Here is a 12,310-nt window from a genome sequence, read left to right on the forward strand (position 1 = left end):
TGCAACCGGCTCGCGCCTATAGTGATGTCTCGAAGACAGCATTGGTCCTGAGAGGTCACGTGACTGCACCAAATCCTGCAGCAGGCAAGCCGGTAGATCCCGCTTCGCTTGCAAACCTCCCGCGGCTCGTCACGGCGTATTTTGCATCGAAGCCCGATCCGGCTGACGCCGCGCAACGCGTTTCCTTCGGAACCTCGGGACATCGCGGTTCCTCGCTGCGGAATTCCTTCAACGAGGATCATATCCTCGCGACCACGCAGGCAATCTGCGACTATCGCCGCGAGGCCGGGCTGACCGGGCCGCTGTTCATCGGTATCGACACCCACGCGCTCGCGGAACCGGCGCTGGCGAGCGCGGTCGAGGTGTTCGCCGCCAACGGCATCGAGATCATGATCGACGAGCACGGCGGCTATACGCCGACGCCGGTCATCTCGCACGCGATCCTCACTTACAACAAGGGCAAGAGCTCCGGCTTAGCCGATGGCGTTGTCATCACGCCGTCACACAATCCGCCGGAAGATGGCGGCTACAAATACAACCCGCCGCATGGCGGGCCCGCGGATACCGACGTCACCGGCGTCGTCGAGAAGAACGCCAACCGCTATCTGGAGGCCGGGCTGAAAGGCGTCACGCGGATGACTTACGACCGCGCACGAAAGGCGCCATCGACGCATCTTTACGATTACATCACGCCCTATGTCGCCGACCTCGGCAACACGGTCGACCTTGCGCTGGTCAAATCCGCCGGCGTCAGGATCGGTATCGATCCGCTTGGCGGCGCGGCGGTGCATTTTTGGCAACCGATCATCGAGCGCTATGGGATCAACGCCAGCGTAGTGAACAATGCGGTCGATCCGACGTTCCGCTTCATGACGGCGGATTGGGACGGCAAGATCCGCATGGATTGCTCCTCGCCTTACGCGATGGCGAGCCTGATCCAGATGCGCGAGAAGTTCGATGTCGCGTTCGCCAACGACACCGATGCTGATAGACATGGCATCGTGACGCGCTCGAACGGCTTGATGAACCCCAACCACTTCCTTGCAGTGTCGATCGCCTATCTGTTCGGTCACCGCCCGCAATGGAACGCGAACGCCGCGATCGGCAAGACCATCGTCTCCTCCTCGATCATCGACCGTGTGGCGAAGAAATTGAACCGCAAGCTGGTGGAGACGCCGGTCGGCTTCAAATGGTTCGTCGAGGGGCTTGGCACCGGCGCGTTCGGCTTCGCGGGCGAGGAGAGCGCCGGCGCCTCGTTCCTGAAGCGCGACGGCTCGGTTTGGACCACTGACAAGGACGGCATCATCTTAGGTTTGCTTGCGGCGGAAATGATCGCCAAAACCGGTCGCGACCCGAGCCAGCTCTTCGCCGATCTCACCGCCGAGCTCGGCGTGCCCTTCTATGAGCGCATCGACGTTGCGGCGACGCCGAAGCAGAAGAGCGCGCTCAAGGCCGTGGGTCCGGAGCAGCTCAACATGAAGGAGCTTGCGGGCGAGCCGGTGCGCGCGGTCAGGACCAAGGCGCCGGGCAACGATCAGTCGTTCGGCGGCATCAAGGTTGAGACCGAGTCCGGGTGGTTCGCGGCGCGGCCCTCGGGTACCGAGGACGTCTACAAGATCTACGCCGAGAGCTTCCGCGGGGAGGATCACCTGAAGCGGATCCAGGGCGACGCGCAGGCGGCAATCGCGAAAGTTTTCGGATAGGGGCCCTGCCGTCATCGCCATGCGTATTCTGCTCACCGGTTCCTCGGGCTGGCTGGGGCGCTTCCTTGCGCCGAGACTGCGGCAAGCCGGCCACCACGTCATCGGCCTCGATATCGTCGCGGGCGAAGCGACCGATGTGATCGGCTCGGTTGCCGACCGGGCGGTCGTCGAGCGGGTGTTCGCCGATCACGCCATCGGGGCCGTGATCCATGCGGGCGCGCTGCACAAGCCCGATATCGCCCGCTTTTCTCCGCAAGCCTTTGTTGACGTCAACGTGTCGGGCACGCTGAATTTGCTGCAAGCGGCGGTCGCCGCGCGTCATGACCGCTTCATCTTCACCTCGACGACATCGTTGATGATCTCGCAGGCGATCAGGGAAGGTGAGGGGCATGCCGCGGTCTGGCTCGACGAGACCGCGGGCCCGCTCGAGCCGCGCAACATCTACGGCGTGACCAAGCTCGCCGCCGAGGGGCTATGCCGCATCTATAGCCGCGAGCACGGGCTGAACTGCGCCGTGCTGCGCACCAGCCGCTTCTTTCCGGAGGAGGACGACACTGAGCGCGGATTTTCCGGCGAGAATCTCAAGGCGAACGAATTCTTGCACCGCCGCCTCACCGTCGAGGACGCTGCGGACGCGCATCTGGCAGCGCTCGATACGGCCAAGGGCTTCGAGATCTTCATCGTCAGCGCGCCGCCGCCTTTTGCGCCTACCGAGGTCGCAGCGCTGAAATCGGATGCAGCAAGCGTGATCGCGCGCCATTTCCCTGATGCGGCCGCGCTCTACGCCAAGCGGAATTGGCGCTTGCCGCGCAGCATCGGCCGCATTTACGATCCCGCCAAGGCCGAACGTCTGCTCGGCTTCCGAGTTCGAACCGGTTTCGCCGAGGTCCTCGACGCGCTGCGCAGCGGCGCACCGCTTCCCTTCGCGCACGATCCCGACTATGTCTCGCCGTCCACGAGGTTGCAGCATGGCTGATTTCCACGGCGTCTTTCCCTATCTGGTCTCGCCGCTCGATCCCGCCGGCCATATCCGCAGCGAGGTGCTGGGCCGGCTGTGCGATGATCTGATCAAAGCGGGCGTGCACGGACTGACGCCGCTCGGCTCGACCGGCGAATTCGCCTATCTCAACAATGCGCAACGCGCGCAGGTGGTGCAGACGACGATCGAGGCCGCTGACGGACGCGTGCCGGTCGTGGCCGGCGTGGCCTCGACCTCGACGGCGGATGCAGTCGCGCAGGCCAAGTCCTACCAGAAGCGCGGCGCCAGCGGCATTCTCGCGATTCTCGAAGCCTATTTTCCGCTGCCGGACGCGCAGGTCGAGTCGTACTTCCGCGCCATTGCCGATGCGGTCGACATTCCCGTCGTGATCTACACCAATCCGCAATTCCAGCGCTCGGACCTCACGCTCGACGTCATCGAGCGCCTCGCCGCCCATCCGCGCATCGGCTACATCAAGGATGCCTCGACCAACACTGGCCGGCTGCTGTCGATCATGAACCGCTGCGGCGACAACATCAAAGTGTTCTCGGCCTCCGCCCATATTCCCGCGGCCGTGATGCTGATTGGTGGCCTCGGCTGGATGGCGGGCCCCGCCTGCATCATCCCGCGGCAGAGCGTCGAGCTCTACAATCTCTGCCGCCGCGGCCGCTGGGACGAGGCGATGGCGCTGCAACGAAAGCTCTGGCGCATCAACGAGGCCTTTGCCCGTTTCAACCTCGCCGCCTGCATCAAGGCCGGCCTCTCGATCCAGGGCTACGATATCGGCGATCCCATCCCGCCCCAAGCGCCGCTGACCGAAGAGCAACGCAAGGTGGTGGCAGCCGCGCTGCAGGAACTTGGCTCTTAAGCGCCGCTCTCTCCCCGTCATTGCGAGCGCAGCGAAGCAATCCACGTCTCCGCACGTGGTGAGATGGATTGCTTCGCTCCGCTCGCAATGACGAGTGGAGGTGCCGTAGGGGCATTCCCGATCGCGCTGGATTGAAAAAGCGTGATGAAAACGTTCGTTTTAAGGAGTCAACCAGCTTCCCACGTTTGCTGTGAAATAGAGGAATACAACCAGAAAGGAACCAGTCATGAAACTCGCAGCAATCATGCTCGCAACTGCACTGGCTCTCTCGAGCACGGCGGCGCTGGCGCAGACGGCAGCGCCGACGGCCGGAACTGCTGGCTACGGATCGGTCGTCGGGCCATCAGTGGGATCATACAATTGGCCGTCGGTAGGCTCGACAACCGCAGTTCCCACCTGGAGCAACACGACGAACGCCGCGCCTCTGCCCGGTCGGCTGCAGTCGGGTAACGTGCCCTTCGGTACCTCGACGGTTCGCAGGTAGGCACCGTAGGGTGGGCAAAGCGAAGGTGCCCACCATTCTTGCTCGGCTCGTGATGGTGGGCACGCTTCGCTTTGCCCACCTACAAATCCTACGTCATCGCGATGCCATTTACCGCTCCCTCTCCCCTTGTGGGAGAGGGCTGCCGGCCGCGGACTCGTTCGGGTGAGGGGTTCTCTCCGCGGAGACAATCCCTCATCCGTCGCGCTGCGCGCCACCTTCTCCCACAAGGCGAGAAGGGAAGGGGATCCGCGGCTCACACCGCGCGAAGTCCCTCAGGTGCCTCGCGGATCAACGCTTCCAAATCGCGCTGCTCCAGCGTCTCCTTTTCCAAAAGCTTCTTCGCGGCGCGGTCGAGGACGGCGCGCCGCGCGCTCAGGATGCCCTGCGTACGCTGGAACACGCGCTCGACGATGTCGCGCACCTCGTGGTCGACCACAGCCGCAGTCTCTTCCGCATAGTCGCGTTCCGGCATGGGGTAGGGCCGGTCGGCGCCGGCCAGGAAATTGCCGGGCTCGCGGTCATAGGCGATGCTGCCGAGCTTTTCCGACATGCCGTAGCGCGTGACCATGCTGCGGGCGATATCGGTCACCCGGCGCAAATCGTCGGCCGCGCCGGTGGAAAGATGGTCGAACACGATCAGCTCGGCGACGCGGCCGCCGAGCAGCACCGCCATCTTGTTCTCCAGTTCCTCCTTCGTCATCAGGAAACGATCCTCGATCGGACGTTGAATGGTATAGCCGAGCGCACCGACGCCGCGCGGAATGATCGAGACCTTGTGCACGGGATCGACACCCGGCAGCGACAGTGCCACCAACGCATGGCCCATCTCGTGATAGGCGACGATCTCGCGCTCCTTCGGATTGAGCAGCCGGTTGCGCTTTTCGAGCCCGGCCACCATGCGCTCGATCGCATTGGTGAAGTCGCTCATGGTGACAGCGTCGCCGCCGCGGCGCGTCGCCAGCAGCGCGGCCTCGTTGACGAGGTTGGCGAGATCGGCGCCGGTGAATCCCGGCGTCAGCGCCGCGACCGCCTCGGGATCGACGCCGGGCGCAAGCTTCACCTTCTTGATGTGAACCTTGAGGATGTCGATGCGTCCCTTCTTGTCGGGGCGGTCGACCAGCACCTGGCGGTCGAAGCGGCCGGCGCGGAGCAGCGCCGGGTCGAGGATTTCCGGCCGGTTGGTGGCGGCGAGGATCACGAGGCCGGAGCGTGAATCGAAGCCATCAAGCTCAACCAGGAGCTGGTTCAGCGTCTGCTCCTTTTCGTCATGGCCGCCGGCGAACGGGCCGATGCCGCGGGCGCGGCCGAGCGCATCGAGCTCGTCGATGAAGATGATCGCGGGCGCCTTCTGGTGCGCCTGCTGGAACAGGTCGCGCACGCGCGCCGCACCGACGCCGACGAACATCTCAACGAATTCGGAGCCGGAGATCGAGAAGAACGGCACCTTGGCCTCGCCGGCGACCGCCTTGGCGAGCAGCGTCTTGCCGGTGCCGGGCGGGCCGACCAGCAGCACGCCCTTGGGCATGCGCCCGCCGAGCCGGCCGTATTCGGTCGGATTCTTCAGGAAATCGACCACCTCGCGCAGTTCGTCCTTGGCTTCGTCGACGCCGGCGACATCGCCGAAATTCACGCCGGTATCGGCCTCGACATAGATTTTCGCCTTGCTCTTGCCGATCGCCATCAGGCCGCCGCCGAAGCCTCCGCCTTGCGCCGCACGCTTGGCGATGAACCACCACAGGCCGAAGAACAACAGCACCGGCATGATCCACGAGAGCAGATCGCGCAGGAACGTGCTCTCGATCTGTCCGGTGAAGCGGACGTTATGTTTCTCGAGCTCTTGCGCGACCTCCGGATCGACGCGCGTGGTGATGAACTGCTTCTGTCCGCCGGGTAGCGGCTCCTTCAAGGTGCCCTGAAGTGTGCGGTCGGAGATGCCGACGCTCTCGATTTTTCCCTCGCGCAGCAATTGCTGATATTCGCTGTAGGGGATGGCAGCGATCTTGCTGGCGCTGATATAGACGTACTGAACAAGCAGGATACCGAATATCGCCGCAATTGCGTATCCGATATTGAAACGCATCTTGTTGTTGTTCATGACCGCCCTCCGATCAACACCGATATGGGCCGCTCCAAGCGTCGGTCCCGATAGCCTTGGATGTGGGCCCTGGACGTGCCCGGGCGGGCGGCCGACACTCTAACATAATGGAACAACTAGCGCTCGGCGGCCGGGTTTCAACCCTCAGCGCGACAAATGGCGCTAGGTCGGGAAGGGTGAAGAAGCGCTAATGCGACGTTGTGGTAACTTCAAGCACTAGAAACCTCCGGACAATTATCGCGTTTGTTGCCGGGGAGATCAGATGCCGATGAATCGTCGCTATGTTGTTGTTCTCGCTGTGGTCGCGGCCATCCTCGCGGCTTTGACCCTCAGCAATATTCGCAATGCGCCGTGGACGAGTTCGGCCGCCCGCTCGGTCGAGCAGCGTGGCCCGCTCTCCGATGCCGAGCGCGCCAATATCGAGATCTTCGAGCGGGTCTCGCCTTCGGTCGTGCAGGTGGCGGCGCAGTCCGCCGCCAATCCGCTCAGTGAGGAGGCTGAAGGCGACGGATCATCCGGAACCGGATTTGTCTGGGACAATGACGGTCATGTCGTCACCAATAACCACGTCGTGCAGGAGGCGAGCGCGCTCGCGATCCGCTTTGCCTCGGGCGAGGTGGCGCGCGCCGAGCTTGTCGGCACCGCGCCGAATTATGATCTGGCGGTGCTGCGGATCAGGGGCGCGCGCACGCTGCCGCCGCCGGTTGCGCTCGGCAGTTCGGCCGAGCTTAAGGTCGGGCAATTTGCGTTTGCGATCGGCAATCCGTTCGGCCTCGATCAATCCCTGACCAGCGGCATCATCAGCGCGCTCAAGCGCCGGCTTCCGACCTCCACCGGGCGCGAGATCGCCAACGTGATCCAGACCGACACCGCGATCAATCCTGGCAATTCGGGCGGGCCGCTGCTCGATTCTGCCGGAAGGCTGATCGGCGTGACGACGGCCATCCTGTCGCCGTCGGGATCGAACGCCGGCATCGGCTTTGCCGTTCCGGTCGATATCGTCAACCGCGTGGTCCCCGAACTGATCCGCAACGGTCGCGTGCCGACGCCGGGCATCGGCATTGTCGCCGCCAGCGAGGCGGTTGCCACTCGGTTGGGCACCGAGGGCGTGATCGTTGTGCGCACCGCGCCCGGTTCTCCGGCAGAGCGTGCCGGAATTCGCGGCGTCGATCTTTCTTCCGGCAATTTGGACGACGTCATCACGGCGGCCGACGGCAAGCCGGTCCATCGCCTCTCCGACCTGACCGATCAACTCGAGCAGATCGGTGCCGGGAAGCCGGTGCGGCTCAGCCTGAAGCGCGGCTCGGAGACGCGCGATATCAATGTCGACATCGTCGACATCGGCCGCACGCAATAAAATTCCTGTCATTGGTCTGCGAGGGGGCATCCATGCTTCTCATGCGCCGGCGGGATGGCGCGTCTGCTCTCGTCCGCCGTCGGTTGTGTCGCGGCAAAAATCCGGTAAAACGCCCACCATCTTAAGAAGACTTGAAGGACGGACTGATGAACATTCTTCCCGGTAATTTGCGTTTCGGTGCGGGCCAGCCGGTCAAGCGTTTGGAGGACCTGCGGCTGCTCACCGGGAAGGGACACTTCATCGACGATAGGCCGGAAGACGGCGCGTTGTGGCTCCATGTGCTGCGCTCGCCGCATGCCCACGCCAAGGTTGTTTCGATCGATGTCAGCGCGGCGAAGGAAATGCCTGGCGTCGAGGCGGTTTATACCGGCGCCGATCTCGTGGCCGACGACATCGGCACCATTCCGACGCTTGCGATCTTCAAGCGGCCGGACGGCTCGCCGATGACGGTGCCGCCGCGTCGCCTGCTCGCGCATGAAGTGGTGCGCTTTGCCGGTGAGCCGGTTGCGGTCGTGGTCGCAACCTCGCGCGTGCTGGCGCAGACTGCGTCCGAAGCGATCGTGGTCGATTACGACGTGCTGCCCTCGGTGGTCGATCCGGTCGAGGCGATCAAGCCTGGTGCGCCTCTGGTGTGGCCGGATGCGCCCGACAACATCGTCGCCGCCATGAGCTATGGCGATGCCGCCAAGGTTGAGGAAGCCTTCGCGAAGGCAGACCATGTCGTCTCGCTCGATCTCGTCAGCCAGCGCCTGGTGCCGTCGGCAATGGAGCCGCGTTCGACCATCGCCGAGATCGAGAAGAAGACCGGCCGCCTGATCCTGCATGTCCAATCGCAAACTCCGGGCTCGACCCGCGACGTGCTGGCGGAAGCGATCCTGAAGCGGCCGAAGGAAAGCGTTCGCGTGCTGGTCGGCGATATCGGCGGCGGCTTTGGGCAGAAGACCAATCTCTATCCGGAAGACGGCATCGTCGCCTATGCCGCCACCAAGCTGAACAAGAAGATCCGCTGGCGCGGCGACCGCACCGACGATTTCGTCGGCGGCACCCATGGCCGCGACCTCACCTCGACCGGCGAGTTCGCGCTCGACGCCAAGGGCCGCGTCCTTGCCTATCGCGTGCGCTCGATCGGCGGCACCGGCGCCTATTCCACCGGCGCGGGCAACATCATTCCGCTGGTGCTCGGGCCGTTCGTGCAGACCGGCGTCTACGATCTGCCGCTGGTGCATTTCGAGGTGAAGTCGGTGATGACCCACACCGCGCCGGTCGGCGCCTATCGCGGCGCGGGCCGGCCGGAAGCGGTGTTCATCGTTGAGCGTCTGTTCGACGCCGCGGCGCGCCAGATCGGCATGGACCCGCGCACCATCCGCAAAGTCAACTACATCAAGCCGGCGCAACTGCCCTACACCAATGCGGTCGGCCAGGTCTATGACTCCGGCGCCTTCGCACACATGCTGGAGCGCGCCTCCGATCTCGCCGATTGGAACGGCTTTACCGCGCGCAAGAAGGCCGCCAAGAAGAAGGGCTTGCTCTACGGCCGCGGCTTGACCAGCTACATCGAGTGGACGGGCGGCCGCGCGCACACCGAAAAGGTCAGCCTGCATGCGACCGCGGAGGGGCGCATCATCCTGCATTCCGGCACCATGGCGATGGGGCAGGGCCTGCAGACCACCTATACCCAGATGATCTCGGATACGCTCGGCATTCCCCTGGACAAGATCGACGTCGTGCAGGGCGACACGGATCTGGCCACCGGTTTCGGCAGCGTCGGCTCGCGCTCGCTGTTCGTCGGCGGCACGGCCGTGGCTGTCTCGACCAACGACATGATCAACAAGGCGCGTGAGAAGGCGTCCAACGCGCTCGAAGCCTCCGTCGAGGATATCGAATACCGCGACGGTTTCCTCACCGTGGTCGGCACCGACAAGCGCGTCAGCCTGTTCGAAATCGCCAAGAAGGAAGACGGCGCGCGGCTCTCGGTCGACAGCCAGGGCGAGGTTGACGGCCCGAGCTGGCCGAACGGCACGCATATCTGTGAAGTCGAGATCGATCCGGAAACCGGCGTCACGCGCGTGGTGCGTTATACCACGGTCGACGACGTCGGCGTTGCCGTCAACCCGATGCTGGTGACGGGTCAGATTCACGGCGGCGTCGCGCAAGGCATCGGGCAGGCGCTCTATGAGGGCGTCGCCTATAGCGAGGAAGGCCAGCTCCTGACCGCGACCTATCAGGATTATTGCGTGCCGCGCGCAGCCGATGTGCCGCCGATCGTGGTCACGCTCGATCCGTCCGCGCCGTGCAAGACCAATCCGCTCGGCGCCAAGGGCTGCGGCGAATCCGGCGCGATCGGCGGGCCGCCCTGTATCACCAACGGCGTGATGGACGCGCTGAGCGAGCTTGGCATCACGAAGCTCAACACTCCGCTGACGCCGGCAAAGATCTGGCAAGCGATCCGGGACGCGAAGGCGACGTCTTAAGCTCCGCTCGGTCCGCTTGTCATTCCGGGGCGCGCGCAGCGCGAACCCGGAATCCATCATGCCGCACTAGCGGTGAAATGGATTCTCTGATGTGCAATTGCACATCATAGCTCGCGACCTCGTCGCGCCCCGTAATGACGAAACCCCGAACGACGAAAAAACTGCAGTTTACGGCCCCCGATCTGCTACTCTGGCGCGAACGCAGACCGGGGAGAATTGCGATGCGGAAATTTTGGAGCGTGCTGGCGGCGCTGGCGACATTGAGCCTGACCAATTGCGGCTACAACGCGATCCAGTCCAATGACGAGCAGGTCAAGTCGAGCTGGTCGGAAGTGGTCAACCAGTATCAGCGCCGCGCCGATCTCGTGCCCAATCTCGTCAATACTGTGAAAGGTTTTGCGCAGCAGGAGAAGGACGTGCTGCTCGGCGTCACCAATGCGCGTGCCAAGGTCGGCAGCATCCAGGCGACGCCGGAAGTGCTGAACGATCCCGCCGCGTTCCAGAAGTTCACGCAGGCGCAGGGTGAACTCACGGGCGCGCTGTCACGGCTTCTGGTCGTGACCGAGAACTATCCCCAGCTCAAGTCGGACGCGCTGTTCCGCGATCTGGTGTCGCAGCTCGAAGGCACCGAGAACCGCATCACGGTGGCGCGCAACCGCTACATCAAGGCGGTGCAGGAATATAACGTCGGCATCCGCACGTTCCCGACCAACCTCACCGCGATGCTGTTCGGCTACAAGGAGAGGCCGAACTTTACGGTCGAAAACGAGAGAGAGATTTCGGTGGCGCCGAAGGTCGATTTCAACCCGTCGCCGGCGCCAGCGAAATAATTCAACGCGATCCGCTTCCGATGAACGCTGCACGCGCCATCCTGCTTGCGCTGCTGGTGGGCTGGATTTTTCCAGCCTTCGCCGAAATCGCGGTGCCGCCGCTTACCGGCCGCGTCGTCGACACGACTGGCACGCTGTCATCGGGCGACATCGCCTCGCTGACGCAGACGCTCGAGGATCTCGAGAAGCGCAAGGGCAGCCAGATCGCGGTGCTGATCGTGCCAACCACGGGCGAAGAGACCATCGAGCAGTTCTCGATCCGCGTTGCTGAAGCCTGGAAGATCGGCCGCAGGAAAATCGACGACGGCGCGTTGCTCGTCATCGCCAAGAACGATCGCCATCTGCGGATCGAGGTCGGCTATGGCCTTGAAGGCGTGCTCACGGATGCGGCCACAAGGCGCATCATCGACGAGGTCATCACGCCGAAATTCAAGACCGGCGACTTCGCTGGCGGCATCGCAGCCGGCATCAACCGGATGATCCGCCTTGTCGACGGCGAACAGTTACCCGCGCCCGAGCCCGAACATTGGCAGGCGCCTAACCTCTTCGACCAGATCGATCCGTTCAATCCCTTCGTCATCGTCGGAATCTTCGTGCTGGGCTCCTTTCTGCGCACGGTGCTCGGGCGGCTACTCGGCGCCGCCGCCACCGGCGGCATCGTCGGCTTTTTCGCCTGGATGCTTGCAGGCTCAGTTGCCGCCGCGGTGCTGCTTGCCATCATCGCTGTGGTCGTCACCTTAGTCGCCGGTAGCTGGGGTTGGGGCGGTCCGGGCGGTTATCAGCGCGGCGGCTGGCCGGGCGGCGGCTATGGCGGCTCCTGGCCCGGCGGCGGCCGCGGCTCCGGCGACAATGGGGACGGCGGCTTCAGCGGCAGGGGCGGCAGCTTTGGCGGCGGCGGTGCATCGGGGAGCTGGTAGCATGGACATCCGGCGCATCAGCAGGCACCTCGTCGAACACCGCTGGCGGACGCGGCGTCTGTTTCCGCCGCGCGTGCTCGACGCAATCGAACAGGCGATCAAGGCGGGCGAAGCCACCCATTCCGGCCAGATCCGTTTCGTCGTTGAAGGTGCGCTCGACGGCGTGCCGTTGTTGCGCAATCAGTTGGCGCGCGAGCGCGCACTCGATGTGTTCGCGCATTTGCGCATCTGGGACACCGCACACAATAACGGCGTCCTGATCTACCTCCTACTCGCCGACCGCGACGTCGAGATCGTCGCGGATCGCGGCATCCACGCCAAGGTGGGCGCGGACGGCTGGGAGGCGATTTGTCGCACAATGGAAGAAGATTTCCGTGCCGGCCGTTTCGAGCACGGCGTGATCAAGGGCATCGAGGCTGTCTCACGCGAACTCGCCAGGCATTTCCCGCCGCAGGGCCGCGGCCCCAACGAACTGCCGGATGCGCCGGTGGTGATGTAAGTGGCGGTCATTCCGGGGCGCGAAGCGAACCCGGAATCCATTTCGCCAGAGGTGTATGCGGCCTGATGGATTCCGGGCCTGCGCCCAAAGGGGGCGCATCCCCGAAT

General features: G+C 64.1%; 10 protein-coding genes. 9 read left to right on the forward strand and 1 reads right to left on the reverse strand.

All coding sequences use genetic code 11. The features are described from left to right. The first annotated feature begins 59 nt into the window (after positions 1-59). The 4 genes from pgm (at position 60) to YY7_RS57705 (ending at position 4,034) form a co-directional block, all read left to right on the forward strand. A complete protein-coding gene (gene pgm, locus YY7_RS0101765; RefSeq protein ID WP_028161725.1) occupies positions 60-1,703 on the forward strand; it encodes a phosphoglucomutase (alpha-D-glucose-1,6-bisphosphate-dependent) in 1,644 nt (547 codons plus the stop codon). A gap of 19 nt (positions 1,704-1,722) precedes the next feature. Beyond that, positions 1,723-2,679 carry an NAD-dependent epimerase/dehydratase family protein gene (locus tag YY7_RS0101770; RefSeq protein ID WP_028161726.1) on the forward strand — a complete coding sequence of 319 codons (957 nt, stop codon included), beginning with the start codon at positions 1,723-1,725 and terminating at the stop codon, positions 2,677-2,679. After that, positions 2,672-3,550, forward strand: a complete 879-nt coding sequence (locus YY7_RS0101775) for a dihydrodipicolinate synthase family protein (RefSeq protein WP_028161727.1) — start codon at positions 2,672-2,674, stop codon at positions 3,548-3,550. The genes YY7_RS0101770 and YY7_RS0101775 overlap by 8 nt, the downstream gene beginning before the upstream one ends. Positions 3,551-3,776: 226 nt before the next feature. Continuing rightward, positions 3,777-4,034: a hypothetical protein gene (locus YY7_RS57705; protein WP_245287150.1), complete on the forward strand. Its 258-nt coding sequence runs from the start codon at positions 3,777-3,779 to the stop codon at positions 4,032-4,034. Positions 4,035-4,287: 253 nt separating this feature from the next. Here YY7_RS57705 and ftsH read toward each other — a convergent pair whose 3' ends face one another. Further along, positions 4,288-6,129: an ATP-dependent zinc metalloprotease FtsH gene (gene ftsH / locus YY7_RS0101780; RefSeq protein WP_028161728.1), complete on the reverse strand. Its 1,842-nt coding sequence runs from the start codon at positions 6,127-6,129 to the stop codon at positions 4,288-4,290. A 268-nt stretch (positions 6,130-6,397) separates the two neighbouring features. On the opposite strand from ftsH, the gene YY7_RS0101785 reads away from it, so the two are divergent. The 5 genes from YY7_RS0101785 to YY7_RS0101805 all read left to right on the forward strand — a co-directional run bounded on the left by YY7_RS0101785 (position 6,398) and on the right by YY7_RS0101805 (position 12,203). Further along, complete coding sequence (locus tag YY7_RS0101785; protein WP_028161729.1) at positions 6,398-7,486, forward strand: S1C family serine protease; 1,089 nt, start codon at positions 6,398-6,400, stop codon at positions 7,484-7,486. A gap of 146 nt (positions 7,487-7,632) precedes the next feature. Next, on the forward strand, positions 7,633-9,957 hold the full coding sequence (locus YY7_RS0101790; RefSeq protein ID WP_028161730.1) for a xanthine dehydrogenase family protein molybdopterin-binding subunit: 2,325 nt from the start codon (positions 7,633-7,635) through the stop codon (positions 9,955-9,957). A gap of 221 nt (positions 9,958-10,178) precedes the next feature. Further along, entirely contained in the window at positions 10,179-10,787 is a 609-nt protein-coding gene (locus tag YY7_RS0101795; RefSeq protein WP_028161731.1) for a LemA family protein, read from the forward strand. Between the two features lie 20 nt (positions 10,788-10,807). Then, complete coding sequence (locus tag YY7_RS0101800) at positions 10,808-11,704, forward strand: TPM domain-containing protein (protein WP_028161732.1); 897 nt, start codon at positions 10,808-10,810, stop codon at positions 11,702-11,704. Between the two features lies 1 nt (position 11,705). Next, a complete protein-coding gene (locus YY7_RS0101805; RefSeq protein ID WP_028161733.1) occupies positions 11,706-12,203 on the forward strand; it encodes a TPM domain-containing protein in 498 nt (165 codons plus the stop codon). Positions 12,204-12,310 lie beyond the last annotated feature (107 nt).

Origin of the sequence: Bradyrhizobium elkanii WSM2783 (assembly GCF_000472865.1) — a bacterium.
GTDB lineage: Bacteria > Pseudomonadota > Alphaproteobacteria > Rhizobiales > Xanthobacteraceae > Bradyrhizobium > Bradyrhizobium elkanii_A.